The sequence below is a fragment of the Variovorax sp. 10N412 genome (assembly GCF_056394985.1).
Window position 1 is genome coordinate 134,284 of the sequence record NZ_JBFTIO010000003.1, and the last position, 24,600, is coordinate 158,883.

The window sequence follows — 24,600 nt, forward strand, 5'->3', positions numbered from 1 at the left end:
AAGACGCGTCGTCGCCCAATCGCGGCTGAACGGAGACACCCATGCCGACGACGACTGCCCACACGGCACCCCCACCCATTCACGGGTTGCACCATTTCGCCTGGCGCTGCCGCGACAGCGAGGAAACCCGCCGCTTCTACGAAGACCTGCTGGGCCTGCCACTGGCGCACGTGATCAAGAGCGACCACGTGCCGAGCACGGGCGAGTACTGCCCCTACGTGCACATCTTTTTTCAGATGCGCGACGGTTCGTACATCGCCTTCTTCGACCTGGGCGACGACACCGCGGCGCTGCCCTCGCCCAACACGCCTTCGTGGGTGAACCACATCGCGCTGCGCGTCGATTCGGTGGCCGACCTGCAAGCCGCCAAGGCGCGGCTCGAAGGCGCGGGCGTCGAGGTGCTGGGGGTGACCGACCACCACATCATCGAGTCGATCTACTTCTTCGACCCCAACGGCATCCGCGTGGAACTGACCACGCCCACCGTGCCGCAAGCCGAGATGGACGCACATGCGTTGCGCGCCCGTGCCGACCTCGATGCATGGACAGCGCGCAAGGCCGAGCTGCGTGCAGCGAAGAAGGGCGCATCGCATGTCTGAACTGCAACTCGCCGTCATCGACGTGAAGCCCGGCGCGGCGATGGAAAGCCAGTCGGGCCTGCAGATGCTGCGCCCGCGCATCTACGGCGCCTTCCGGGCCCCACAGGGGCCGAAGAAGGTGGCGGCGATCGTGATGCACCCGACCAGCAACTTCATGGGCCACTACCTGATCGGCCCGCTGGCCGAGCGCGGCGTCTGCTGCATGGGGCTGAACTCGCGCTTCGTGGGCAACGACACGGTGCTGCTGATGGAGCGCGCCATCCAGGACCTGGGCGCCGGCGTGCGGCACTTGCGCGAAGCCGGCTACGAGAAGGTATTTCTCGTCGGCAACTCGGGCGGCGCCGCGCTCGCGGCCTTCTACCAGGCGCAGGCCGAACAGCTCACCGCCACCCACCTGCCCGACGGCGACGCGACGCACCTGCACCCGAGCGACCTGCCGCCGGTGGACGGCATCGCACTGTGCGCCGCGCACCTGGGCCGCACGCGGCTGATGCGCGACTGGATCGACCCCTCGGTCACCGACGAGCACGACCCGCTGTCGGTGGACCCCGACCTCGACATGTACGACCCGCGCCATCGCGTGCCCTACGACGGCGACTTCCTGGCGCACTTCAGCGCGGCGCAGAAGGCGCGGCTGGACCGCATCGAGCAGTGGTGCGTCGAGCGCCTCGCGCTGTTGCGCGGCACAGCGGGCGCGCCGCGCGACCAGACCTTCATCGTCTACCGCACGCACGCCGATCCGCGCTGCGTGGACCTCTCGCTGGATGCGAACGACCGGCTGCCCGGCAGCGTGTGGGGCGACGCGCGGCAGGTGAACTACTCGGCCAACGCCATGGGGCGCACCACCTCGCTGACGGCGTTTCTCTCGCAATGGTCGTCGCGCTCGCAGGCCGACGGGCCGACCAACCTCGCGCGCACCACGGTGCCCAAGCTGCTGCTGACCTACACGGGCGACCAGTCGACGTTCCCGAGCACGCGCGACGCGTGGATGGCCGCGGGCGGCTCGCGCATCCGCAACGTCGACATCGTGGGCGGCAACCACTACCTCGCGGGGCAACCCGAACTGGTCCCGAAGGCGGCCGACGCCATCGCCGAATTCGCGCACGCGCTGTAGAAGAAACATGGAAACCTTTGCCTTCGCACCGGCCTACGAGCTGCCGGCCTGGCCTTTCGCGCCACCCCCTGAACTAGAGAGCACGAAGGTCGTGCGCCACCCGATCGTCATCGTCGGCGCCGGGCCTTCCGGCCTCACGCTGGCCTGCGACCTGGCGCAGCGCGGCGTGCGGGCCGTGCTGCTCGACGAGGACAACACCGTCGGCGTGCGCGGTGCGTCGTCGCGCGGCATCTGCTACGCGCAGAAGAGCCTGGAGATCTTCGAGCGCCTGGGCGTCTACGAGCGCATCGCGGCCAAGGGCATCACCTGGTCGTTCGGGCGCACCTTCTCGGGCGACGAGGAGGTCTACAACTTCAACCTGCAGGCCGCGAGTGTCTCCAGGCAGCCGCCGTTCATCAACCTGCAGCAGTTCTACGTCGAGTGGTTCCTGGTCGAGCGCATCCTCGAACTGGGCGTGACCGACGTGCGCTGGAAGAGCCGCGTGACGCGCGTGGAGCCACTGGCCGACGGCGTGCGCCTGGACATCGAGACGCCCGCCGGCAGCTACACGATCGAGGCCGACCGGCTGATCGACGCGACCGGCGCCAACAGCCCGATCCGCACGCAGCTCGGCATCGAGGCCCATGCTTCGCGCAGCACCGACCGCTGGTGCATCAGCGACGTGCGCTTCAAGAAGCCGCTGCCCACCGAGCGCTGGACCTGGGTCGACGCGCCCTTCAACGAAGGCCGCGGCGTGTGGCAGCACCTGATGGCCGACGGCGTGTGGCGCATCGACTACCAGATGCCCGAGGACTGCGACACGGCCGCCATCAGCCGGCCCGAGGTGGCGGGCGCGCGGCTGCGCGAGCAGCTCGGGCCCGACGTGGCGTTCGAGTTCGTGTGGATCGGACCCTACGGCTACCGCGACCACCTGCTCGACAGCTTCCGGCACGGCCCGGTGTTCTTCATCGGCGATGCGGCGCATGTGGTGAGCCCGTTCGGCGCGCGCGGCGGCAACAGCGGCATCCAGGACGCGGCCAACCTCGGCTGGAAGCTCGCGCTGGTCGCGCAAGGCCAGGCCGGCGATGCGCTGCTCGACAGCTACGACGCGGAGCGCCAACCCGCCGCGAAAGAGAACCTGCAGGTGACCAGCCGCTCGGCGCGCTTTCTTGCGCCGCGCTCGCCGGCCGAACACACGCTGCGCCGCGCGGTGGTGGCGCTGGCGGCGCGGTATCCGTTCGCACGCGCGCTGGTGAACACGGGGCGCATGTCGGTCGCCAACGCCTACCCGGCCGCACCGCATTTGCCCGAGGGCGCGCGCACCGTGCAGAACCTGCCGCTGCGCTGGGCCGATGGGCGTGAGACGACGTTGATGCAGCTGCTGGCCGAAGGCACGCATTGCATCGGCCTGTGGTTCGCGCCCACGCGCGCGCAGGCCGAAGCGGCGCTCGAGGCCACGGCTTCATTGCCGCTGCGCCTGCTGGCCGTGGGCGGCGACAGCGGCCTGCCCGCGCTGCAAGCCGACGACCAACTCGCAGCCCATCTCGGCATCGACGGTGCAGGCGGCTTCGCGCTGGTGCGGCCCGATGCCTACCGCGCCGCCGTGCTGCAGAACGCTCTGCCCGAAGCCATCGCCTCTGCGTTGCGCACCGCGCTCGCACACCGCCCGACCCCATGATCACCGAACCCCGCATCCCCGATCCCGACGGCTTCTACGCAGCGCTGCTCGCCGCGCACGAAGGCCGCACCGACGCGCAGAGCGCCGACCTCAACGCCCGCCTGGTGCTGCTGCTGGCCAACCAGTGCGCCGACCAGGACGTGCTGCTCGCCTGCATCCATGCGGCAGCGGCCGCGCAAGACCCCACGACCCCACACGCCCCATGACCACTTCCGTCTCCTTCGCTTCCGCTTCCGACACCCGCGAGCAGAAGCCGCAGCTGCGCGAGCTCGCGCCCGGCGCCTATGGCTACATCAGCGACTTCGATCCCAACTGCGGCTTCGTGGTCGGCGACGAGCAGGTGGTGCTGATCGACACGCGCCCCACGCCGCGCATGGCGCGCGACTTTCTCGCGGCCATCCGCACGGTGACCGACAAGCCCGTCAAGACCGTCGTGCTCACGCATTACCACGCAGTGCGCGTGATGGGCGCGAGCGCCTTCGACGAGGTGGAACAGATCGTGTCGAGCAACGGCACGCTCGACTGGATCCGCACGCGCGGGCAGGCCGATTTCGATTCGGAAGTCGGACGCTTTCCGCGCCTGTTCGCGGGCGTGGAGGAAATCCCGGGGCTGACCTTTCCGACGGTGAGCTTCGCCGGCGAAATGAGCCTGTGGCTCGGCCCGCGCCCGGGCACGGGGCGAGAACTGCGGCTGATGGCGCTGGGTCGCGGCCATTCGAGCGGCGACACGGTGGCCTGGCTGCCCGACTGCGGCGTGCTGTTCTCGGGCGACGTGGTCGAGAACCACTGCGGCGTGTACGCGGGCGATGCCTACATCGGCGACTGGGCCGGCACGCTCGACGCGGTGCGGGCGCTGAACCCCCGCGTGCTGGTGCCGGGGCGCGGCGCGGTGCTGCAGAACGAAGCGGCCTGCGCGGAGGCCATCGACCTCACCAAGGCCTTTCTTTCCACGCTGCTCGACAGCGTGAAGGCCGGCATCGCCGCAGGCGAAACACTGCGCGGCTGCTTCGCGCGCGCAGACGCCGCGATGACACCGCGCTTCGGCAGCTGGCCCGTGTTCCAGCACGTGCTGCCCTTCGACGTGTCGCGCGCCTACGACGAGCTTCGCGGCATCGAGCACCCCGTGGTGTGGACCGCCGAGCGCGACCGCGAGCTCTGGCAGGTCTTGCGCGGCGAATGACCTGAACCGATTTCAAGACAAGCAACGGAGACAAGAGACGATGAAGCGATTCCTTCCCCTGATGGCCGCGGCGCTCGCCCTGACGAGCGCCACCTTCGCGTCGGCGCAGCCGGCCGCCTACCCCAGCCAGCCGATCAAATGGATCGTGCCCTACTCGGCCGGCGGCGGCACCGACAACCTCGCGCGCACGCTGGCCGAGGCGATGCAGCCGTCGCTCGGGCAGCCGCTCATCATCGACAACCGGCCCGGTGCGTCGACCAACATCGGCGTGTCGGTGATGATGCAGGCCAGGCCCGACGGCTACACGGTCATGCAGGCCGAGAACGCGGCGCTGCTCTTCAACGAGCACATGTTCGTCAAGTTGCCGTACAAGCCCGCGAGCGACTTCACCTACATCGGCACCATCGGCCGCTTTCCGGTGGCGCTGGTGGTGCACCCCGACTTTCCTGCCAAGACCGTGGCCGAGTTCGTGCGCTACGTGAAGGCCAACCCCGACAAGGTGAGCTACGCCTCGCCCGGCAACGGCTCGCCGCACCACATGGCGATGGAACTCTTCAAGCAGAAGGCGGGCCTGACGATCACGCACGTGCCGTACAAGGGCGCCGCGCCCGCCATGACCGACGTGATGGGCGGCCAGGTGCCGGTGATGATGCTGGACCTGGCCTCGGGCCTGCCCATCATCAAGTCGGGCAAGGTGCGGGTGCTGGCCATCGCGCTGCCGCAGCGCGCGAGCGCGTTGCCCGAGGTGCCGACCTTCGTGGAGGCCGGTTTCAGCGACGTCAACGCCTACGCCTTCCACGGCCTGATCGGCCCGGCCGGCATGCCGCCCGAGGCGGTGGCGCGGCTCAACAGCGAGCTGCACAAGGCAATGAAGGCACCGAAGGTGGTGAAGCTGTTCGCGGACTTCGGCTTCGAGGCGCTGCCCGGAACGCCGCAGGACTTCTACAAGCTGTCGCGCGCGGAAAGCGAGCGCTGGGGCAAGATCATCGCGGCCGCCGGCGTGAAGCTCGACTGAACAAAAAAGAAACCCTGCGGCTACCAGCCCAGGCCGAGGTGCAGCGGCAGGTAGACCGCCATGCCGGCGATCATGGTGCCGAGCACCCCGCGCCGCCAGTAGAAATACGCCGCACCGACAACCGCCGCATACAGGCGCGCGTCGTGCAGCGTGGTGATCAGGTGGCCCTGGGTCATGACGATCTCGGGCGCGATCACGCCCGCGAGCGCGGCCGCCGGCGCGTAGTGCAGCGCGCGGTGCGCCCACTCGGGCAGGCCCCAGGGCCGGTCGAGAATGAAGAAGAAGCAGCGGGTGAGCACGGTGACGAGCGCCAGGCCGACGATCACGCCCATCGTCCACCAGTCCGTCGTGGCGCTCACTTGTCGTCCTCCGCCGTCGGGTCGAGGCCGAACTGCTTCTCGAGCCAGAAGCACAGCAGCACGGCCACGCCGATGGCCACCACGATGTTGAGCTTCAGCGGCAGTGCATAGGCCGCCACGGCGGTCACGCCGGCAATCAGCGCGGCGAGCACGCGCAGGCGGGTGGTCGCCATCGAGCAGACGATGGCCACCAGGCTCAGCACGCCGGCGAAGCCCAGGCCCCAGGTCTGCGGAATGAAGTTGGCCAGCGCCACGCCCAGCAGGCTCATGCCCATCCACGCGCACCAGGTCACGAAGTAGTTGCCGGTGAGGTAGGCCTCCTGCGATTCCTGCTCGGAAATGGTCAGCGGCGGCTTCGGATACTTCTTGGTGAAGAGCGCATAGCTCATGTCGGCCGTGAGGTAGCCGTGCGTCATGCGGCGCCAGCGCGGCATGTGCATGAGGTAGGGGCGCAGGTGCAGGCTGAACACCACGAAGCGCAGGTTGACGCAGAAGCCCGTGGCCAAGATGACCCACGCCGGCGCGCCCGCGAACAGCAGCGGAATGGCCGCGAGCTGCGAGCTGCCCGCGTAGACCAGCAGGGTCATGGCCAGCGCCTCGATCACGCTCATGTTCGACTTGACCATGGCCACGCCGGTCATCAGGCCCCAGGCGCCGATGCCCAGCGCCACCGGCGTCATGTCGCGCACGCCGACGCGGAATTCAGGGCGGCTGCGGATGCGCTGCGAGAGGAACATCAGCCGAAGGCCTGCCCGGGCTTCAGGTCGAAGCCGCGCAGGAAATCGGCCACGGCCAGGCGCTTGCCGCCCGGTCGCTGGAGTTCGGTGACGGTGACGGCCGAACCGGCGGCGGCCACGGTCACGCCGGTGTCGCTGACGGCCAGGATGGTGCCCGGTGCGGCCTGCTCGGCAGACGCGGCATCGGCATGGGCGGTCCACAGCTTGATGGTCTCGCCATCCAATGGGCTGTTGGCGCCCGGGAACGGATCGAAAGCCCGGATGCGCCGCACGATGGCGTCGGCCGGCTGGGCCCAGTCGATCAGCGCTTCGTGCTTCTCGACCTTGTGGGCATAGGTCACGCCTTCGGCGGGCTGCGGCGTGCGCACGAGCGTGCCGATGCGCGCCAGCGCCTCGACGATCATCTTTCCGCCCAGCTCGGCCAGCCGGTCGTGCAGGCGGGCGGTGTTGTCGCTGCCGATGTCGATGGCCTCGCGCAGCAGCATGTCGCCGGTGTCCAGGCCCGCGTCCATCTGCATGATGGTGATGCCGGTCTGGGCGTCGCCGGCCTCGATGGCGCGGTGGATGGGCGCAGCGCCGCGCCAGCGCGGCAGCAGGCTCGCGTGGATGTTGAGGCAGCCGTGCACCGGCAGGTCGAGCACCCACTGGGGCAGGATCAGGCCGTAGGCCGCCACCACCATCACGTCGGGCCTGGCAGCCAGCAGGGTGTCGCGCGCGGCCGAGGCCTCGTCGGGGTACTTGCCGTCCAGCCGCAGGCTGCGCGGCTGTGCCACCGGCCATTGGTGGGCGACGGCGCATTGCTTGACGGGGGAGGCCTGCAGCTTCATGCCGCGGCCGGCAGGGCGGTCGGGCTGGCTCATCACCAGCACGACGTCATGGCCGGCGGCGGCGATGGCCTCCAGGGCGGCGCGCGCGAACTCGGGCGTGCCCGCGAAAACGACTCGCAGGCGGCTCAATCTCGGACCCGATCGAGCTCGAGATCGTCTCCCGTGTGATAGCGCCGGACCACGCCGGTGGGGTCGATGTAGATGTACAGCATGCGGCGTTCGTTCACGGCCTTGTAGCGCCAGGTCCAGACGGCACCGTCGAAGGAGCTGACGCGGCTGATTTCATAGGGGCGGCCGTAGAAGGCCATCACGTCGTTCTGGCGCCACTGGTTGACCAGGATGTCCTGCCCGAAGCGCGCCTCGCTGAGCACCTGCGTCACCGAGACGACCTTGCCTGCGGCGTCGACGTCGATGTCGGTCACCTCGAAGCCGGCCGGCATGCGCGAGTACTGCAGCCGCTCGCCGCCGCCGGTGAGCGGGTAGCGGCCCGTGGGCGCACCCAGGCGCTGCAGGGTGTCGGCGGCGGTGGCGCCCGGCTGGACGCGCGTGGGTTCGTTCGCGCAGCCGGCGAGCCCCAGGGCTGCGACCGCGAAGACCGCCAGTGCTGCGAGGGAGCCGAAACGACGTGAGGTCATGGGGGTCAGGCCTGTTCGCGCAGTTCTTCGCGCTGCTGCTTGAGCAGCTTGCTCTTGATGCGGTTGCGCTTCAGGGGCGAGAGGTATTCGACGAACACCTTGCCGAGCAGGTGGTCGAGTTCGTGCTGGATGCACACGGCCAGCAGGCCGTCGGCCTCGATGGTGCGCTGCTCGCCGTTCTCGTCGAGCGCCTGCACCTTGACCGAGGTGGAACGCATCACGCCGTCGTAGATGCCGGGCACCGAAAGGCAGCCCTCCTCGTTCAGCACCTTCTCGTCGCTGGCCCAGGTGATTTCGGGGTTGATCAGCACGATGGGCTGGTTGCGCTCCTCGGACACGTCGATGACCACGAGGCGCTCGTGCACGTCGACCTGCGTCGCCGCCAGGCCGATGCCGCTGGCGTCGTACATGGTCTCCAGCATGTCGGCCACCAGGGCCTTGATGCGGGCATCGACGCCCTGCACGGGCTTGGCCACGGTGTGCAGGCGCTTGTCCGGGTAACTCAGAATGATTCGTTTAGCCATGAAATCGGGGGAAAGTTGTGGCTATTTTCGCCAATTCCGCGACCAGACGCGACGCGTGGCACCGAAAACGTTGCCCTCCCAGGGGCTTCAGCGCAGAATTCGTAGCAAATTGTGAGATTCGTATGCGCGGCGATACTTCGCGCGCTCACCATCCAGACATGAAAAAGCTCAGATTCACCGACCACCAGCGCCCTCATCTTCTTGCAACGCTGACAGCCCTGGCGGTGCTCGGCGGCTGTGGCGCCACGACGGCCTGGGCACAGAATTACCCGGTCACGCCCCAGCAGCGAGCCACAGCCCAGCAAACCGCCCAGCAGGGTGTGCCCCTGAGCGAACTGGCGCCCAACGCGCCCGACGAATACACGGTCAGGCCCGGCGACACGCTCTGGGCCATTTCACGCCTCTTCCTGCTGCGCCCCTGGCGCTGGCCGGAGCTCTGGGGCATGAACATCGATGAAATCGCCAACCCGCACCGCATCTACCCGGGCCAGGTGCTCTACCTGGACAAGACCGGCGGCCGGGCACGCCTGACCACCCGCCGCGGCGGCTTCGGCGGCGAAGGCGGCACCATCAAGCTGTCACCGCGCACCCGTTTCGATTCGCTGGCCGGCATGGCATTGCCCACGCTCAACCCGAGCGTCATCGAGCCGTTCCTGAGCGAACCCATCGTGGTGGACGCCAACACGCTGGACAGCGCCCCCCGCATCGTGGCGGGCAACGACAGCCGCGTGCTGCTGTCGCGCGGCGACCGGGCCTATGCCCGGGGCAATGCCGAATCGCCGCTGGTCGAGGCCGCGGGCCCGGTGCAGAACTTCCGCGTCTTCCGCACCGCCACGCCGCTGAAAGACCCCGGCACGGGTGAAATCCTCGGCTACGAGGCGCAGTACCTGGGCAAGGCACGGCTGCAGCGCGGCGAGTCGACCACCATCGAGACGGTGCAGGACAAGGACGTCATCACCGTGGTGCCGGCGAGCATCGACATCGTCGCGTCGCGCGAGGAAATGCGCGCCGGCGACCGGCTGCTGCCCGAGCCGCCGCGCCAGCTCCTGAGCTACGTGCCGCGCGCACCGTCGACGCAGGTCGAAGGCCGCATCATCTCCGTCTACGGCAATGCGGTGCAGTTCGCGGCGCAGAACCAGGTGGTGGCCATCAACAAAGGCACGCGCGACGGGGTGGACAACGGCCATGTGCTGGCCATCCTCAAGAACGGCGAGACCATCCTCGACCGCACCGGCGCGCGCAAGGAAACCATCAAGCTGCCGAACGAACGCATCGGCCTGCTGATGGTGTTCCGCACTTTCGAGAAAGTGTCCTACGCGCTCGTGCTCGAAATCAACGACACTCCGCGCGCCGGCGACTTCCTCGTCAATCCCTGACCTGCGGCCCCGGCTTTCTCGAACACAGGTTTGGAACGCGCAGAACTCGCAGGCTGGCTGCGGCTTTCATTGACGCCAGGCGTCGGCGACGGCGCCGCTCGGCGGTTGCTCGCGGCCTTCGGGCTGCCTGAGCAGGTCTTCGCGCAACGCGACGCCGCGTTGTGCGAGGTCGTCTCGCAAGCCCAGGCCGCGGCATTGCAGCAGACGCCCCCCAACCTGCAGGCGCAGATCGACCTGACCTGGCAGTGGCTGCATGCCGGGGACAACGGCACGTCGCGCCGCGTCGTGACGCTCGGCGACGACGGCTACCCCGCCTCGCTGCTCGAAATGACCGATCCGCCGCTGCTGCTCTACGTGCTGGGCGCCGCCGACTACAACCTGACGCAGCTCGGCCACAGCATCGCGGTGGTGGGCAGCCGCAACCCCACGCCGCAAGGCGCCACCAACGCACGCAGCTTTGCCCGCGCCCTGGGCGAGGTGGGCCTGCCCGTGGTGTCGGGCCTGGCGCTGGGTGTGGACGGCGCGGCGCACCAGGGCGCGCTCGACGCGGCCGGCGACACGCCGCGGCTGGCCACGGTGGCCGTGGTCGGCACCGGGCTCGACCGCGTGTATCCGGCGCGGCACCGCGACCTGGCGCATCGCATCACGCAGCAGGGGCTGATCGTGAGCGAGCTGCCGCTCGGCACGCCCCCGCTCACGCAGAATTTCCCGAAGCGCAACCGGCTCATCGCCGGGCTGGCGCGCGGGACGCTGGTGGTGGAGGCGGCGCTGCAATCGGGCTCGCTCATCACCGCGCGGCTCGCGTCGGAGCAGGGCAAGGAAGTGTTCGCGATTCCGGGCTCGATCCATTCACCGCAATCGCGCGGCTGCCATGCGCTGATCCGCCAGGGCGCGAAGCTCGTGGAATCGGTGAGCGACATACTCGAGGAGCTCCCGCCGTTGCGGACCCAAATCGCGGCCGCGGCCTCGTCCACCATCGGCAACGGGCACGCGGCCACCCCGGCCGAAGACCCGCTGCTGGACGCCCTCGGCTTCGACCCCGTGAGCCTCGACGCGCTGAGCGCGCGCACCGGCTGGAGCGCGGCCGCGCTGCAGGCCAGGATGCTCGAGCTCGAGCTGGACGGCCAGATCACACGCCTGCCCGGCGGCCTCTTCCAGCGCATGGCCACCACCTGATTCGCGGGTGCTCGTTCGCAAGCGAAGGAGAAGAGACACGAAGTGCACGAAGCCCGAGGGCGAGCGACCACTTCCTGGGCTATATTGGGCCCATGTTCGAAGTGCTTGTTTTTGTGTACGAAAACTATTGGCGCGGCGATGCCTGCCCCGAACCCGAGCAGTTGGGCCGCAAGCTCAGTGCGCACGGCTTCGAGGCAGAAGAAATCCGCGACGCCCTTCACTGGCTCGACGGCCTGAGCCTTGCCACGCAAGGCATGCAGATCGAGCACCACACCAAGGACAGCGCCACGGTCACGCTGCGCGGCGCGCCCGAAGCGGCCATGCCGCAGTCGCAAGATGCCATGCGCGTCTACTCGCAGGCCGAGCAGGAGCACCTGGGTGCCGAGTGCCTGGGCTTCATCAGCTTTCTTGAGTCGTCCCAGGTGCTGCCCTGCGGCTTGCGCGAAATCGTGGTCGAGCGCGCCATGGCGGCGCCGGGCGATCCGGTGGCGCTCGACGAGCTGAAGATCATCGTGCTGATGGTGCACTGGAGCACCGGCATCGAGCCCGATGCGCTGGTGCTCGACGAGCTCTGCGAGTCCCGCGAAGGCCGCACGGCCCATTGACCCGGGGGCCCGGCGCCCCGTCCACGGACTAGTTCAGCAGCCGTTCCGGGTTGGCGTCCAGCTTGGCCAGCGCCTCGCGCGTGGCGCGCACGGTGAGCGTTTCTTCCTCGGCCGGCACCAGCAAGCCCGCCTGCAGGTAGCTCGCGAGCCGCCCCGCCTGGATCAGGAAACTGCGGCCGTCCGCCGAGGCGAACAGGTGCAGCTTCTTGCGCTCGCTGCGCCAGACGAACTGAACCTGGCTCACGCGGTCGTTGTGGTCCAGCATGAACCAGTTGCCCACTTGCAGTTCGTGCGCCCAGGCGAGCATGTCCTCGGCGACCTTGCTGCCGCCGGCATCGGGAATCACCTCGATCGATGCGGCGTCCACCCCCAGCAGCAGTTCGATGCTGTGGGCGTCCAGCGGCAGGTCGTCTCCGGCCCCGCCCTCGTCGCTCACGAAGTCTTCCAGGTGCGTCAGCCGTTCGGCCATGGCTTCGATCTTGGCCTGCGGAATCGCCTCGGTCTTCGACAGGAAGGCATCGGACAGCGTGGCGCCGATGATCTTGATGTGCGCCTCCTGCGGCTCGTCGACGATGCCCAGCAGCGCCATGCCCTGGCGCAGGCGCTGCAACAGCTGCGGCAGGTCCTGAATCACGCGGGCGCGGTCTGTGCGGTTGGGCTTGGCGCTGGCGGCCCACACCAGTTCGGAGGCCACGCGCTTGAGCATGACGGTCTGCTCGCCCTGCGCGCCGTAGCGCAGGGCCGCGATGGCCAGCACTTCGGCCCAGACCTTGAACAGGAACTCGCGGATCTCTTCGCGCACCGGCATGTCGTTGAGCATCTTGCGCAACTCGATGGTGTACTGGATCGCCATCGTTTCCTTCTGCTCGACCTGCTGCGCCACGCTCATCACGCGCTGCGTGGTGTCGCTTTGCGTCAGGTAGCGGTTGAGGAAGGCGACGAACTCGTCGAACACCAGCTTGAACACGCGCTGGCCGGTTTCAGGGTACTGCTCGATGACCTGCACCACGCGGCGGATCTCGCTTTCGAGCGCGCTGCCGGTGATGGCCGCCGCGTCGAAGCCCATCACGCACGAGCCCATGCGGTCGATCAACATGCGCGCGGGATGCTGCAGCGTGCCGAAGAACTCGGGCTCGGCGATGGCCACGCGCAGCACCGGCATCTGCAGCCGGGCGAACCACACGCGGGCGGAGAAGGGAATGCGCTCTTCGGCCAGGATGGCCTGGAACATCAGCGCCACGATCTCGACCGTGGCCTTGTCGGCCGTGGTGGGTGCGCGCTTCTTGAGCTCGGCGGTGCGCCGGCGCATGTCCACCGCGGTCTGCTGCATCAGCGTGGCCTGCTCGCCGGCGCCGTCCATGAACTGGGTGGCGGCCATCCGGTAGGCGACCTCGGCGTCGGCGATGGCGCCGGCAAAAGTCCTGGAAAAGACGCGGGGTGGCGAGGTGCCGGCGACCTGGCCCGCATTGCTGCCACCGCCACCGCCGCTGCCGGTTGCCCGTCCTTCGGCGCCAGAGGCCGGGTACTGCCCGGCCGAGCCGCCCGCCTCGCCGCCGATGCGCGCGGCGACGAAGCGCTTCAGGCTCAGCAGCGCTGTCTGCGCACGCTGCCGCGCGATCATCAGCGGCGAGCCGCCCGTGGTGGCCGTGGCGACAGTGGACGAGGTGGCCGCGTTCGAAGACGCCGAAGTCTGCTGCCCGTCGGATCCGAAGCCTGCGCGCTGCCCACCGCGCGGACCGCCCGGCATGCCGCCGCCGTCCATCGGCACGCCGGACGACGTGGCCGGTCCACCGCTGCCGGCGGCGCCGGCACTGCCCGTGCGGCGCACGAAGCTCTTGAGGTCGATCTCCTCCATCACGCCGTTGGCGATCAGGAAGGCGTTGGCGCTCTGGTAGGCCTTGACCACCACCTCGACCAGCCCCTGCTGCACCGTGTCCTGCACCCGGGTCCACAGCCCGCGGCTCAGGCCGGCGGCCAGCCATTGTTCGACCAGCAGCTTGGCCAGCGTCTCGGGCTTGAGCACGTCCCTGGCGTCGAGTTCGGTCGTGCCTTCGAGGTGCTGGATGCGCAGGCGCAGGTCGCTGAGCTCGAAACTGGCCTTGTCGTGGATCATCTGCGCCAGGCGCGAGGAGAGGATGTTGCTCTCGACCACCTCGTCGCCGATCAGTTCGAGCCGCAACGCCGAAGGCACCGCCGACACGCCGCCGGCCGAGGCGCCCAGCGCCTTGCGCCAGCCAGTCTGCGCAAGCGTTACCCATTGCGTGGCCTGGCCCTGGAACGCCACGAAGTCGTCGCGATGTTCCTGCATGGCGCGGGCGTTGCCGGCCTCGGAGGAGATGGCAGTCAGCCGGTCGCGGATCGCGCGGGCCAGCGGCGCGATGGCGCCTTCCGTTGCCAAGACGAAACGCTCACGCGTCTCGCGTGCGAGCTGCAGGGAAGAGGCGGACCGCGCAATGCTCATTGAAAAGTCGGAAAGACCCGGATATTCGAATTCGATTCGTCAGCAACAACCGAGAGCTTGCATCGGGATGCGCAACCGCACAAGTGCGCGGAGTGCCCGGCGTTGCATGCGAACCGCAGCGCGGCGCGGCCGCCGCCTGATTAAAGCCTGAAGTATCCGTCAGACCACCGCGCCGGCGTTGGGATCGTCTTCGGACTCCCCGTCGCGCTTCGTCGGGCCGCCCTTGACCAGGTCTTCGCGCTTCACCCCCAGCCACATCGCGATGGCAGCCGCCACGAAGCACGAGGAGTAGATGCCGAAGCAGATGCCGATGGTCAGTGCCAGGGCAAAGTAATGCAGGGTCGGGCCGCCGAAGAAGAACATCGACAGCACCACCAGCTGCGTGGAGCCGTGGGTGATGATGGTTCGGCTGATGGTCGAGGTGATCGCGCTGTCGATCACTTCGGAGGTCGTCATCTTGCGGTAACGCCGGAAATTTTCGCGAACCCGGTCGAAGATCACGACCGACTCGTTCACCGAGTACCCCAGCACCGCCAGCACCGCCGCCAGCACCGCCAGCGAGAACTCCCACTGGAAGAAGGCGAAGAAGCCCAGGATGATCACCACGTCGTGCAGGTTGGCGAGCACGGTGGCCAGCGCGAACTTCCATTCGAAGCGGAACGCCAGATAGATCATGATGCCGAGGACCACCATGCCCAGGGCCTTCAGGCCGTTGGTGGTGAGTTCCTCGCCGACCTGCGGGCCGACCACCTCGATGCCGCGCTGCGTGGCCGACGCGTCGACCGACTTCAGCGCCCCCATGACCTGCGCGCTCTGCTGGTCGGAGCTCATGCCCTTCTGGGCCGGCAGCCGGATCTGCACGTCGCGCGAGCTGCCGTAGCTCTGCACCTGCACGTCGGGGTAGCCGAGCTTGCCGATGGCGTCGCGCACCTTGCCGATGTCGGCCGACTGCTCATAGGCGACCTCCATCACGGTGCCGCCCGTGAACTCGACCGACAGGTGCAGCCCGCGGTGGAACAGGAAGAACACCGCCAGCGCGAAGGTGACGAAGGAGACGATATTCAGCACCAGTGCATGGCGCATGAACGGGATCGTCTTGTGGATGCGGAAGAATTCCATGGCGCTTGTCCTCGACCTTTACTTGGTGGCCACGGCCGAGCCGTCGGTCGTTGGGCGCCAGACGGTACCGATGGACACCGTCTTGAGCTTCTTCTTCTGGCCGTACCAGAAGTTCACGAGGCCGCGCGAGAAGAACACGGCGGAGAACATCGAGGTGACGATGCCGATGCAGTGCACCACCGCGAAGCCGCGCACCGGGCCAGACCCGAAGGCGAGCAGCGCGATGCCTGCGATGAGCGTGGTCACGTTGGAGTCCAGGATGGTGCCCCAGGCGCGTTCGTAGCCCGCGTGGATGGCCGCCTGCGGCGACGCCCCGTTGCGCAGCTCTTCGCGCACGCGCTCGTTGATCAGCACGTTGGAGTCGATGGCCACGCCGATGGCCAGCGCCATGGCCGCGATGCCGGGCAGCGTGAGCGTGGCCTGCAGCATCGAGAGAATGGCCACCAGCAGCATCAGGTTGACGGCCAGCGCGATCGAGGAGAACAGGCCGAACAGTGCGTAGTACGCGCACATGAACACCATGATCGCCAGGAAGCCGTACATCACGCTCTTGAAGCCCTTCTCGATGTTGTCGGCGCCCAGGCTCGGACCGATGGTGCGTTCCTGGATGATTTCCATCGGCGCGGCCAGCGAGCCGGCGCGCAGCAGCAGCGCGAGGTCGCTGGCTTCCACCACCGTCATGGAGCCCGACACCTGGAAGCGGTTGCCCAGCTCGCCGTTGATCGACGGGGCCGTGAGCACTTCGCCCTTGCCCTTTTCGAAGATCAGCATCGCCATGCGCTTCTTGTAGTTCTCGCGGCTGACGTCGCGCATGATGCGCCCGCCCTTGGCGTCCATGGTCAGGTCGACCTTGGGCTGGTTGCTCTGCTGGTCGAAGCCGGGTTGCGCGTCGGTGAGGTTCTCGCCGGTGACCAGCACCTGCTTCTTCACGATGACGGGGCGGCCCTGGCGGTCGAGGAATTTCTCGGAGCCGAACGGCACCGGGCCGCCGCTCAGTTCGGCCGAGCGGCCTTCGGCGCTTTCGTCGACCAGGCGCATTTCGAGCGTGGCGGTGCGGCCCAGGATTTCCTTGGCCTTGGCCGTGTCCTGCACGCCGGGCAGCTGCACGACGATGCGGTCCAGGCCCTGCTGCTGGATCACCGGTTCGGCCACGCCGAGTTCGTTGATCCGGTTGTGCAGCGTGGTGATGTTCTGCTTGAGCGCGGCGTCCTGCAGGCGGCGCGCGGCCTCCGGCTTGATGCTGGCCACGAGGCGCCAGTTGCTGCCGTCCTGGCTGTCGGTGGTGCTCAGGTCGGTGAACTGGTCCTGGATGACGCGCTTGGCCGCCTCGAGCGCCGCCGCATCGCGAAAGCTCACTTCCACGGTCTGGCCGTTGCGGCTCACCGAGGTGCCGCGGATGTTCTTGTCGCGGAAGGTGGTGCGCAGGTCGCTGGCGAAGGACTCGGCCTTCTTGTCGATGGCGCCCTTCATGTCCACCTGCAGCAGGAAGTCGACGCCGCCGCGCAGGTCGAGGCCCAGGTACATCGGAAACGCGTGCAGCGCGGTCAGCCACTTGGGCGAGCGCGACAACAGGTTCAGCGCCACCGTGTAGGGCGGGTCGCCGGCGTCGGGCACCAGGGCGCGCTGGATCACGTCGCGCGCCTTGAGCTGGTCGTCGGGGGTGGTGAAGCGGGCGCGCAGCGAGCCGGCGTCCAGCGTGACGAGGTCGGGCGTCAGGCTGGCAGCCTTCAGCGCCTCTTCGACCCGGGTCTGGGTGGTGGCGTCGACCTTGACAGTCGTCTTGGCCGCCGACACCTGCACCGCAGGTGCCTCACCGAAGAAATTGGGCAGGGCGTAGATGAGCCCCACGAGCAACACGATCACGATGATCGCGTACTTCCAGACCGGGTAACGGTTCATGAGAAAACGCTTTTCTGAAACGGAACACGGCGTGAATTGGGGCCCTGCGCCGCAAAGCGCAAGGTTCAGCTCACGCCTTTATTTGACGGCGCCCTTGGGCAGGACCTGCACCACGGCGCTGCGCTGGATCTTGATCTCGACGCCGTTGGCGATCTCGAGGCCCAGGTACTGGTCGCTCATCGAGGTGATCTTGCCGAGCACGCCGCCGGCGGTGGCGACTTCGTCGCCCTTGGCCAGCGCTTCGATCATGGCGCGTGCTTCCTTCTGGCGCTTCATCTGGGGCCGGATCATCACGAAATACAGCACCACGAACATCAGCACCAGCGGCAGCATGCTGCCGAGCGAGGACAACATGTCACCGCCGCCGGCTGCGGCAGGCGCGGTTTGGGCGAAAGCAGAGGAAATGAACAAGAGAGTCTCCAGCAGAGGGAAGAGAAAAGGATGGGAGCGCGGGCAGCGTCCGCGGTTCCTTGGGGCTGGCGGCCGCATGGGATGCGCACCGCAAGTCAAAGCGCGGCGGGGCTTGGCCGCGCACAGCACCGGGCATTGTATTCGGCGCGGAAGGCAGCTCCACGCGCTTATCCGGCGCGGTGGGGAGGGCTTTCCGGGTATTCAACAGGCCCCGAATCCGCTACGTTTTCAATAGCAACGGGCGTCCAATGGACGCCCGTATGCTTGCAAAAAACCCTGGAACTCAGGCCGCCACGCGCTGCGCCTGAGGGTTGCGCCACTTGGCCAGCAGCTCGCTCCAGCGGGTGCGGGCGGCCGCCAGGTTGCGCTCCTTCACGTGGCCGTAGCCGCGAATCTGCTCGGGCAGGCCGGCAATCTCGAGGGCCAGCGCATGGTTGTCCGCGCGCAGGGCGCCGATCACTTCCTCGATGCTGGCGCGGTACTCGCCGATCAGCGCGCGCTCGGTCTTGCGCTCCTCGGTGCGCCCGAAGATGTCGAGCGCCGTGCCGCGCACGCCCTTGAGCCTGGCCAGGAACCTGAAGCCGGTGAGCATCCAGGGGCCGAACTTCTGCTTCTGCAGCTGGCCCTTGGCGTTCTTCTTGGCAATGACCGGCGGCGCCAGGTGGTAGTTGAGCTTGTAGTCACCTTCGAACATGCCCTCGACGCGGTCGAGGAAGCTGCGATCGGTGTGCAGGCGGGCGACTTCGTACTCGTCCTTATATGCCATGAGCTTGAACAGGTAGCGCGCCACCGTCTCGCTCAGCCCCGTGCGGCCCAGTGCCGATTCGGCCTGCTGCACCTTGCCGACGAACTGCTTGTATTCGGCGGCGTAGGCGGCGTTCTGGTAGCCGGTCAAAAACTCCACGCGGCGGGCCACGAGGCTTTCGAGCGTTTCGCGTTTCTTGAACTCGATGACCTGGCCGGGACGCACGCGCTTCTGGAAATCTTCTGGACGCACGGCCGCCTGGCGGCCCCACTCGAAGGCCGTCTTGTTGTTCTCGATGGCCACCGCATTCAGCTCGATGGCGCGCATCAGAGACTCGTGCGCCAGCGGCAGCCAGCCCTTTTGCCAGGCGTAGCCCAGGATCATCGGGTTCACGTAGATGGTGTCGCCCATCAGCGCGGTGGCCGCGGCATCGGCGTCGAAGGTGCCCATGCCGTCCAGGCCCACGGCGCGCGCAATTTCGGCGGCGCAGGCGTCTTCGGGGTTCTGCCAGTTGGCGTTGCGCACGAAGGCGGCGGTGGGCGAGCTGTGCGTGTTGAGCGCCACGTGCGTGCGCCCTTCGCGCATGCGCGCCATGGTTTCGCCGTTGATCGTGACCAGCGGATCGCACGCCAGGATCAGGTCGGCCGCCGCGGTGCCCACGCGCGTGGTGCGAATGTCGTCCTGCGTGTCGCCGATGAGCACATGGCTCCACGTGGCGCCGCCCTTTTGCGCCAGGCCGGCCGCGTCCTGCGTGACGATGCCCTTGGCCTCGATGTGCGCGGCCATGCCCAGCAGCTGGCCGATGGTGATGACGCCGGTGCCGCCCACGCCCGCGACCACCACGCCCCAGACCTTGCCGCCCGCCAGCGACGGCAGCGCGGGGTCGGGCAGCAGGCCGAACTCGGCCGGCGTCGCGCCCTTGCTCTTGCTCTTCTTCTTGAGCTGGCCGCCTTCGACGGTGACGAAGCTCGGGCAGAAGCCCTTCAGGCAGCTCATGTCCTTGTTGCAGCTGCTCTGGTTGATGGTGCGCTTGCGGCCGAATTCGGTTTCCAGCGGCTCCACGCTCAGGCAGTTGCTCTGCACGCTGCAGTCGCCGCAGCCTTCGCAGACCAGCTCGTTGATGACCACGCGCTTGGCCGGATCGACGGCCGTGCCCCGCTTGCGGCGGCGGCGCTTCTCGGTGGCGCAGGTCTGGTCGTAGATGATGGCCGTGGTGCCCGGCATGGCGCGGAACTCGCGCTGGATGTCGTCGAGCAGGTCGCGGTGCTTCACCTGCACGTGGTCGCCCGGGATGCTCACGCCCTCGTACTTCTCGGGCTCGTCCGTGACGATGACCACTTTCTTCGCGCCCTCGGCATGCAGGCTCTCGGCAATCTGCAGCACCGAGTGCCCTTCGGGCCGCTCGCCGACCTGCTGGCCGCCGGTCATGGCGACCGCGTCGTTGTAGAGGATCTTGTAGGTGATGTTCACGCCCGCCGCGATGCTCTGGCGAATGGCGAGCAGGCCGCTGTGGAAGTAGGTGCCGTCGCCCAGGTTCGCGAAGATGTGCTGGTCGGTCGTGAAGGGCTGCTGGCCGACCCACGGCACGCCCTCGCCGCCCATCTGCGTGAAGCCGATGGTGGAGCGGTCCATCCAGGTCGCCATGAAGTGGCAGCCGATGCCGCCCATGGCGCGCGAGCCTTCGGGCACCACGGTGCTGGTGTTGTGCGGGCAGCCCGAGCAGAACCACGGCTGGCGCGTGGCGTCGGCCACGCTGGTGGAGGCCTGCTGCACCACCATAGAACGCTCCTTGGCCTCGAGGATGGCGAGCTGCGCGTCGATGCGCGCGGCCATGTCGGCGCCGGCGGCGGCCAGCAGGCCGGTCTTCTTCAGGCGCGCGGCGATGGCCTTGGCGATGAGCGCGGGGTTCAGGTCGGCATTGGCGCGCAGCAGCGTGTGGGCGGTGGGGTTGGGCATCGACCATTCGCCGCCGGAGTAGCCGTCGTCGCTCGCGCCCTGGCCTTCGTCGAACTTGCCGACCACGTTGGGCCGCACGTCCGAGCGCCAGTTGTAGAGCTCTTCCTTCAGCTGGTATTCGATGACCTGGCGCTTTTCCTCGACCACCAGAATCTCTTGCAGGCCGGTGGCGAATTCGCGCGTGAGCTGCGCTTCCAGCGGCCACACCACGCCCACCTTGTGCAGGCGAATGCCCAGCTGGCGGCAGGCCGCGTCGTCCAGGCCCAGGTCGATCAGCGCCTGGCGCGTGTCATTGAAGGCCTTGCCGCTGGCCATGATGCCGAAGCGGTCGTTCGGGCCTTCGATCACGTTGTAGTTCAGGCGGTTGGCGCGGATGTAGGCCAGCGCGGCGTACCACTTGTAGTGCATGAGCCGGGCTTCCTGCTCCAGCGCATGGTCGGGCCAGCGGATGTGCAGGCCGCCGGGCGGCATCTCGAAGTCGGTGGGAATGACGATCTGCACGCGCTCGGGGTCGATCATGGCCGTGGCGCTGGACTCCACGATTTCCTGGATCGTCTTCATGCCCGACCACACGCCCGAAAAACGGCTCATGGCAAAGGCGTGGATGCCCAGGTCGAGGATTTCCTGCACGTTCGCCGGGAAGAACACCGGCGTGCCGCAGGCCTTGAAGATGTGGTCGCTCTGGTGCGCGGCGGTGGAGCTCTTGGAGATGTGGTCGTCGCCGGCCACCGCGATCACGCCGCCGAACTCGGTGGTGCCGGCCATGTTGGCATGCTTGAACACGTCGGAGCAGCGGTCCACGCCCGGGCCCTTGCCGTACCAGATGCCGAACACGCCGTCGAACTTGTTGGTGCCCTGCGGGCTGAAGCCCAGTTGCTGGGTGCCCCATAGCGCAGTGGCCGCGAGCTCTTCGTTCACGCCCGGCTGGAAGACGATGTTCTGTTCCTTGAGGAACTTGCTGGCCTTCCACAGCGCCTGGTCGTAGCCGCCGAGCGGGGAGCCGCGATAGCCGCTGATGAAGCCGGCGGTGTTCTTGCCGGCCTGCTTGTCGCGCAGCTGCTGGAGCATCGGCAGCTTGACGAGGGCCTGGACGCCGCTCATGAAGGCACGGCCGTAGTCGAGCGAGTATTTGTCGTCGAGGGTGACCGTTTGCAGGGCCTTGAGAATGTGCGCGGGCAGCGGTGCATTCATATATGTCTTGTCTCCGTGTGGCAGGGCCTTGTGGGCCTGGCTGATGGGTGTGGGTCTGTGCCCGGATAGGGCGCGAGCCCATGATCACGCAAAGTGTATGCCGGGGTCCGCGACAGGTGTTTGCGTTCTTTGCCCTGAAAAACCCTCTTCTAGAAAGAATCTTGCTTAACATCGCCACCCATGGAAAGCATCGATAAGTTCGACCTTGCAATCCTGCAAGAACTGCAGGCCGACGGCCGCCTCACCAACGCCGAGCTCGCGCAGCGCGTGGGCCTGTCGGCCGCGCCCTGCTGGCGCCGGGTGCGCGCGCTGGAGGAGTCCGGGTTCATCAAGGGCTATCACGCCGAGATCGACCGCCACAAGATAGGGCTGGGCGTGCTCGCCTTCGTGCGGGTGGACACCGAGCGCGTCACCCACGAAGCCACGCGCAAGCTGGAGGACGCCATCCGCAAGCTGCCCGACGTGATCGCCTGCCACTACATCAGCGGCACCGGCACCTTCGAGCTGCAGGTGGTGGCGCGCGACCTCGACGGTTTCTCGGCCTTCGCGCGCCAGCACCTGATGAACCTGCCGAATGTGAAAGACCTGCACACCAGCTTCTCGCTGGGCGAGGTGAAGGCCAGCAGCGCGCTGCCGCTGGGGCACCTGGCCAAGTAGCCAGCGCCCACGAAAAAAGCCGGCTCCTCGCGAAGCCGGCTTTCCGGAAAGGGGACGCGGGGCGCTCGCCCCGCACCTGCTCAGAAGGTGATGTCCTTCTCGACTTCCAGCAGCTTGCGCCGCGCCAGCGCCAGGTTGGACTTGGCCTTGTCCAGCACGTAGTAGATGAACACGCCTTCCTTCTGCGCCAGCGGGCGAATCAGGTGGTATTGCTTGCCCAGCGTGATCAGGATGTCCTCGATCACGTCGTTCAGGCCGAGCGAACGCATGGTCTTGAGCTTGGCGCGCACCACCTCGGTGTTGCCCGCCGCGGCGACTTCCAGGTCCACGCCGGTGCCGCCCGAGCCGAGCATCATGCCGCTGGCGGAATCGACCACGGCGGCGCACATGGCACCGTCGGCGGTCAGGAGGTTGTCAATGCTTTGCTGAATGGTCGACATATCGAGGTTTCCTAATCGGTCATGCGTATGAAAAGAGCGAAGACGCCGCATGCAAACTCGTCCTCGCCCGTTGTCCCTAGCCGTTGATTCGGGGCGGCAGCCAGCCCGACTTGTGCGCTTCGAGCACCTTCACGCAAGTGGCGGTGCGGTACATCGCCTGCGCAAGCACGGCGCCCGCATTGGCAATGACGTTCACCACGAGCTCGGTTTCCTCGTTGCGCACCGGGCTGAACAGGGCAAAGCCGTCGTCGGTGCCCACGGTGATGCATTTGCAGCGGCCCAGCCGCGCCTCCTGCGAGACCACCACGCCCATGGCGGAGATGGTGCTGGCCATGGCGGCGATGCGCGACGGGTCGAAGCTGCGCAGGCTGGCGCTGGCCACCTCGAACCCGTCGGGCGTGGCGATGACCACGGCGGTCACGCCGGCGATCTCGTCCAGGATGTGCTGCGCCTCGGAGGCGGCCTTGAGCTTCAGTGCAAGGCTGATGTTCACAGCGGCGCTCCCGCATCGATGGCTTCGATCTGCATCAGCAAGGTGTCGATGAGCGCGATCACGTTGTCTTTCTTGCGCAGGTCGACGGCCACGATCGGCAGCACCAGCCCGCGCGCCTGCAGCGCGCGCGCGTAGTCGTCCAGCGAGGGCGTGGGGTGCGTGTCGCAGCGGCTGATGCCCAGGGCGCAGGGCATTTCCTTCAGCGCGCCGGCAAAGCCGTCGAGGTATGTGGCCAGGTCGTCCAGCGGCTGCGGGCGGGCGTTGTCCAGCAGGATGGCCAGGCCGAGCGCGTCGCGAATCAGGATCTGCCACATGAAGTCGAAGCGGCTCTGCCCCGGCGTGCCGTAGATGCGCAGCCGGTCGCCGTTGTCGAGCGTCAGCTCGCCGAAGTCCAGCCCCACCGTGGTGGTGGCCTTGGCCACCGAGGTGTCGGCATTGGCGACGTCGGTGGAAATGGGCGGTGTCTCGCTGATGGCGGCGATGGCGGTGGTCTTGCCCACGCCCATCGGGCCCGTGAAGACGAGTTTGTATTCCCTCAATCGATGTCCCCTGGATGGTCGTTCGTTCAGGCCAGCCCGAGGCGGCGGCGGATGCGAGAGAGCAGGCCGGTGCGGTGCCGGGCGGCCTCGTCGGGCAGGGCGCGGCCGCGCGCGGCGTCGCCGTTGCCGCCGACCCTGTCGGCCCTGTCGGCCTCGGCCGACCAGGCCAGCACGCCCTCCTGCTCCAGCAGGCCCAGGAAGGTCGAGCATTCGTCGACATCGATGCGGCCCAGCGCGCTCAGGCTTTCGGCGGACTGCGCGCTCTTGGAGAGCGCCGCGGCCAGCCGCAAATAGACGGGGTTCTTCTGCAGCGTCGCCTGCGCGGGCCAGCGGACCAGGCGGGCACGATCGCGGGCCGACCGGACGATGTCCGCGGCGGCTGCCTGGGTGCCGCGGATGCGCGGGGTCATCTCGTTGAGGAGGTCAACCAGCTCTTCCGCGAAGATCGGGCGGGCCAGGGTACGGCGGGCCACCGGCGCCGCCGCATCGGCTTCGCCGCGCTGCACCACGGGCACGACGACGAAGGGCGCGGTAGGGGCGTGGCGGGCGTCGGTGGACCCGGCGCTGTCCACCAGCAGCAGGTCGCAGGCGCCCGATTCGCCCACGGTCCACGGGGTACGCAGGTTGGAGCTCAGCCGGACGATGATCCGCAAGAGCTCGACTTCCACTTTCGGGATCCCCATGACCCCCAGAACGAGTGACATAACTGCTTCGCTGGCGCGTGTTTCAAATAGTTAGATATTGTTATCTTTGTGAACTAAACACTTCCGCCCCGCCCTGAAAAGAAGTGGAATCGCTGCGGCTTTTGAGACTAAATGCACAGCAGCAGTGCTTTTTGCCGCGCCGCAGCAACGCCCGTGGACCCCGCCGTACCGGGCCGGGCAT

The 24,600-nt window shown here is 67.9% G+C and carries 24 protein-coding genes; 10 read left to right on the forward strand and 14 right to left on the reverse strand.

The window, feature by feature from the left end:
• Positions 1-41: 41 nt before the first annotated feature.
• From AC1DJH_RS09950 to AC1DJH_RS09975, 6 genes are read left to right on the forward strand one after another with little or no spacing between them, the layout of a single operon-like run.
• Entirely contained in the window at positions 42-599 is a 558-nt protein-coding gene (locus tag AC1DJH_RS09950; RefSeq protein WP_478185565.1) for a VOC family protein, read from the forward strand.
• On the forward strand, positions 592-1,713 hold the full coding sequence (locus AC1DJH_RS09955) for an alpha/beta hydrolase family protein (RefSeq protein WP_478185566.1): 1,122 nt from the start codon (positions 592-594) through the stop codon (positions 1,711-1,713). Before AC1DJH_RS09950 ends, AC1DJH_RS09955 begins: the two co-directional genes overlap by 8 nt.
• A gap of 7 nt (positions 1,714-1,720) precedes the next feature.
• Entirely contained in the window at positions 1,721-3,370 is a 1,650-nt protein-coding gene (locus tag AC1DJH_RS09960; protein WP_478185567.1) for an FAD-dependent monooxygenase, read from the forward strand.
• The gene (locus AC1DJH_RS09965) at positions 3,367-3,576 is read left to right on the forward strand and encodes a DUF2783 domain-containing protein (protein WP_435487584.1); all 210 of its coding nucleotides are present in this window, start codon (positions 3,367-3,369) and stop codon (positions 3,574-3,576) included. The genes AC1DJH_RS09960 and AC1DJH_RS09965 overlap by 4 nt, the downstream gene beginning before the upstream one ends.
• Positions 3,573-4,550 carry an MBL fold metallo-hydrolase gene (locus AC1DJH_RS09970; protein ID WP_478185568.1) on the forward strand — a complete coding sequence of 326 codons (978 nt, stop codon included), beginning with the start codon at positions 3,573-3,575 and terminating at the stop codon, positions 4,548-4,550. Before AC1DJH_RS09965 ends, AC1DJH_RS09970 begins: the two co-directional genes overlap by 4 nt.
• 40 nt (positions 4,551-4,590) lie before the next feature.
• Positions 4,591-5,565 carry a Bug family tripartite tricarboxylate transporter substrate binding protein gene (locus tag AC1DJH_RS09975; protein ID WP_478185569.1) on the forward strand — a complete coding sequence of 325 codons (975 nt, stop codon included), beginning with the start codon at positions 4,591-4,593 and terminating at the stop codon, positions 5,563-5,565.
• Between the two features lie 20 nt (positions 5,566-5,585).
• Here AC1DJH_RS09975 and AC1DJH_RS09980 read toward each other — a convergent pair whose 3' ends face one another.
• The 5 genes from AC1DJH_RS09980 to def are packed head-to-tail and all read right to left on the reverse strand — an operon-like array spanning position 5,586 to position 8,647.
• Positions 5,586-5,897: an AzlD domain-containing protein gene (locus tag AC1DJH_RS09980; RefSeq protein ID WP_435487620.1), complete on the reverse strand. Its 312-nt coding sequence runs from the start codon at positions 5,895-5,897 to the stop codon at positions 5,586-5,588.
• A gap of 23 nt (positions 5,898-5,920) precedes the next feature.
• Positions 5,921-6,661 carry an AzlC family ABC transporter permease gene (locus AC1DJH_RS09985; RefSeq protein WP_478185570.1) on the reverse strand — a complete coding sequence of 247 codons (741 nt, stop codon included), beginning with the start codon at positions 6,659-6,661 and terminating at the stop codon, positions 5,921-5,923.
• Entirely contained in the window at positions 6,661-7,617 is a 957-nt protein-coding gene (fmt, locus tag AC1DJH_RS09990) for a methionyl-tRNA formyltransferase (protein WP_478185571.1), read from the reverse strand. Before fmt ends, AC1DJH_RS09985 begins: the two co-directional genes overlap by 1 nt.
• Positions 7,614-8,123 (reverse strand): hypothetical protein, encoded by a 510-nt coding sequence (locus AC1DJH_RS09995; RefSeq protein ID WP_478185572.1) that lies wholly within the window; start codon positions 8,121-8,123, stop codon positions 7,614-7,616. Before AC1DJH_RS09995 ends, fmt begins: the two co-directional genes overlap by 4 nt.
• Positions 8,124-8,128: 5 nt before the next feature.
• A complete protein-coding gene (def, locus tag AC1DJH_RS10000; RefSeq protein WP_435437434.1) occupies positions 8,129-8,647 on the reverse strand; it encodes a peptide deformylase in 519 nt (172 codons plus the stop codon).
• A 158-nt stretch (positions 8,648-8,805) separates the two neighbouring features.
• Between def and AC1DJH_RS10005 the strand changes: the two genes are divergently transcribed.
• The 3 genes from AC1DJH_RS10005 (at position 8,806) to AC1DJH_RS10015 (ending at position 11,804) form a co-directional block, all read left to right on the forward strand.
• A complete protein-coding gene (locus AC1DJH_RS10005; protein ID WP_435487590.1) occupies positions 8,806-10,023 on the forward strand; it encodes a LysM peptidoglycan-binding domain-containing protein in 1,218 nt (405 codons plus the stop codon).
• 30 nt (positions 10,024-10,053) lie between these two features.
• Complete coding sequence (gene dprA, locus AC1DJH_RS10010; RefSeq protein ID WP_478185573.1) at positions 10,054-11,199, forward strand: DNA-processing protein DprA; 1,146 nt, start codon at positions 10,054-10,056, stop codon at positions 11,197-11,199.
• A gap of 92 nt (positions 11,200-11,291) precedes the next feature.
• Positions 11,292-11,804, forward strand: coding sequence for a Smg family protein (locus AC1DJH_RS10015; RefSeq protein ID WP_472112820.1), 513 nt, complete (start codon positions 11,292-11,294; stop codon positions 11,802-11,804).
• A 28-nt stretch (positions 11,805-11,832) separates the two neighbouring features.
• Here the strand turns inward: AC1DJH_RS10015 and AC1DJH_RS10020 are convergent, their stop codons facing one another.
• The 5 genes from AC1DJH_RS10020 to AC1DJH_RS10040 all read right to left on the reverse strand — a co-directional run bounded on the left by AC1DJH_RS10020 (position 11,833) and on the right by AC1DJH_RS10040 (position 21,586).
• Positions 11,833-14,265 (reverse strand): DUF1631 family protein, encoded by a 2,433-nt coding sequence (locus AC1DJH_RS10020; protein WP_478185574.1) that lies wholly within the window; start codon positions 14,263-14,265, stop codon positions 11,833-11,835.
• A 159-nt stretch (positions 14,266-14,424) separates the two neighbouring features.
• Positions 14,425-15,384 carry a protein translocase subunit SecF gene (gene secF / locus AC1DJH_RS10025; RefSeq protein ID WP_435437429.1) on the reverse strand — a complete coding sequence of 320 codons (960 nt, stop codon included), beginning with the start codon at positions 15,382-15,384 and terminating at the stop codon, positions 14,425-14,427.
• A gap of 18 nt (positions 15,385-15,402) precedes the next feature.
• A complete protein-coding gene (gene secD / locus AC1DJH_RS10030; protein WP_478185575.1) occupies positions 15,403-17,283 on the reverse strand; it encodes a protein translocase subunit SecD in 1,881 nt (626 codons plus the stop codon).
• Positions 17,284-17,361: 78 nt separating this feature from the next.
• Positions 17,362-17,694, reverse strand: coding sequence for a preprotein translocase subunit YajC (gene yajC, locus AC1DJH_RS10035; protein ID WP_435437427.1), 333 nt, complete (start codon positions 17,692-17,694; stop codon positions 17,362-17,364).
• Between the two features lie 283 nt (positions 17,695-17,977).
• Positions 17,978-21,586 carry an indolepyruvate ferredoxin oxidoreductase family protein gene (locus AC1DJH_RS10040; protein WP_478185576.1) on the reverse strand — a complete coding sequence of 1,203 codons (3,609 nt, stop codon included), beginning with the start codon at positions 21,584-21,586 and terminating at the stop codon, positions 17,978-17,980.
• 180 nt (positions 21,587-21,766) lie between these two features.
• Between AC1DJH_RS10040 and AC1DJH_RS10045 the strand changes: the two genes are divergently transcribed.
• Complete coding sequence (locus AC1DJH_RS10045; protein WP_478185577.1) at positions 21,767-22,243, forward strand: Lrp/AsnC family transcriptional regulator; 477 nt, start codon at positions 21,767-21,769, stop codon at positions 22,241-22,243.
• A gap of 80 nt (positions 22,244-22,323) precedes the next feature.
• Here AC1DJH_RS10045 and AC1DJH_RS10050 read toward each other — a convergent pair whose 3' ends face one another.
• The 4 genes from AC1DJH_RS10050 to AC1DJH_RS10065 all read right to left on the reverse strand — a co-directional run bounded on the left by AC1DJH_RS10050 (position 22,324) and on the right by AC1DJH_RS10065 (position 24,419).
• The gene (locus AC1DJH_RS10050; protein ID WP_435445601.1) at positions 22,324-22,683 is read right to left on the reverse strand and encodes a hypothetical protein; all 360 of its coding nucleotides are present in this window, start codon (positions 22,681-22,683) and stop codon (positions 22,324-22,326) included.
• Between the two features lie 76 nt (positions 22,684-22,759).
• Complete coding sequence (locus AC1DJH_RS10055) at positions 22,760-23,176, reverse strand: roadblock/LC7 domain-containing protein (protein ID WP_478185578.1); 417 nt, start codon at positions 23,174-23,176, stop codon at positions 22,760-22,762.
• Positions 23,173-23,715 carry a GTP-binding protein gene (locus tag AC1DJH_RS10060; protein WP_478185579.1) on the reverse strand — a complete coding sequence of 181 codons (543 nt, stop codon included), beginning with the start codon at positions 23,713-23,715 and terminating at the stop codon, positions 23,173-23,175. Before AC1DJH_RS10060 ends, AC1DJH_RS10055 begins: the two co-directional genes overlap by 4 nt.
• 26 nt (positions 23,716-23,741) lie before the next feature.
• Complete coding sequence (locus AC1DJH_RS10065) at positions 23,742-24,419, reverse strand: hypothetical protein (protein WP_478185580.1); 678 nt, start codon at positions 24,417-24,419, stop codon at positions 23,742-23,744.
• Positions 24,420-24,600 lie beyond the last annotated feature (181 nt).

What these genes read in the sequence shown, in the direction of transcription:
- AC1DJH_RS10005 (WP_435487590.1), top strand. Translation starts at nt 8,806, where the DNA reads ATGAAAAAGCTCAGATTCACCGACCACCAGCGCCCTCATCTTCTTGCA.
- AC1DJH_RS10015 (WP_472112820.1), top strand. Translation starts at nt 11,292, where the DNA reads ATGTTCGAAGTGCTTGTTTTTGTGTACGAAAACTATTGGCGCGGCGAT.
- AC1DJH_RS10065 (WP_478185580.1), bottom strand. Translation starts at nt 24,419, where the DNA reads ATGTCACTCGTTCTGGGGGTCATGGGGATCCCGAAAGTGGAAGTCGAG.
- secD (WP_478185575.1), bottom strand. Translation starts at nt 17,283, where the DNA reads ATGAACCGTTACCCGGTCTGGAAGTACGCGATCATCGTGATCGTGTTG.
- AC1DJH_RS09975 (WP_478185569.1), top strand. Translation starts at nt 4,591, where the DNA reads ATGAAGCGATTCCTTCCCCTGATGGCCGCGGCGCTCGCCCTGACGAGC.
- AC1DJH_RS10020 (WP_478185574.1), bottom strand. Translation starts at nt 14,265, where the DNA reads ATGAGCATTGCGCGGTCCGCCTCTTCCCTGCAGCTCGCACGCGAGACG.
- AC1DJH_RS09985 (WP_478185570.1), bottom strand. Translation starts at nt 6,661, where the DNA reads ATGTTCCTCTCGCAGCGCATCCGCAGCCGCCCTGAATTCCGCGTCGGC.
- AC1DJH_RS09970 (WP_478185568.1), top strand. Translation starts at nt 3,573, where the DNA reads ATGACCACTTCCGTCTCCTTCGCTTCCGCTTCCGACACCCGCGAGCAG.
- AC1DJH_RS09965 (WP_435487584.1), top strand. Translation starts at nt 3,367, where the DNA reads ATGATCACCGAACCCCGCATCCCCGATCCCGACGGCTTCTACGCAGCG.
- AC1DJH_RS09980 (WP_435487620.1), bottom strand. Translation starts at nt 5,897, where the DNA reads ATGGGCGTGATCGTCGGCCTGGCGCTCGTCACCGTGCTCACCCGCTGC.
- AC1DJH_RS09955 (WP_478185566.1), top strand. Translation starts at nt 592, where the DNA reads ATGTCTGAACTGCAACTCGCCGTCATCGACGTGAAGCCCGGCGCGGCG.
- AC1DJH_RS10040 (WP_478185576.1), bottom strand. Translation starts at nt 21,586, where the DNA reads ATGAATGCACCGCTGCCCGCGCACATTCTCAAGGCCCTGCAAACGGTC.
- AC1DJH_RS09950 (WP_478185565.1), top strand. Translation starts at nt 42, where the DNA reads ATGCCGACGACGACTGCCCACACGGCACCCCCACCCATTCACGGGTTG.
- AC1DJH_RS10050 (WP_435445601.1), bottom strand. Translation starts at nt 22,683, where the DNA reads ATGTCGACCATTCAGCAAAGCATTGACAACCTCCTGACCGCCGACGGT.
- AC1DJH_RS09960 (WP_478185567.1), top strand. Translation starts at nt 1,721, where the DNA reads ATGGAAACCTTTGCCTTCGCACCGGCCTACGAGCTGCCGGCCTGGCCT.
- secF (WP_435437429.1), bottom strand. Translation starts at nt 15,384, where the DNA reads ATGGAATTCTTCCGCATCCACAAGACGATCCCGTTCATGCGCCATGCA.
- AC1DJH_RS09995 (WP_478185572.1), bottom strand. Translation starts at nt 8,123, where the DNA reads ATGACCTCACGTCGTTTCGGCTCCCTCGCAGCACTGGCGGTCTTCGCG.
- def (WP_435437434.1), bottom strand. Translation starts at nt 8,647, where the DNA reads ATGGCTAAACGAATCATTCTGAGTTACCCGGACAAGCGCCTGCACACC.
- AC1DJH_RS10045 (WP_478185577.1), top strand. Translation starts at nt 21,767, where the DNA reads ATGGAAAGCATCGATAAGTTCGACCTTGCAATCCTGCAAGAACTGCAG.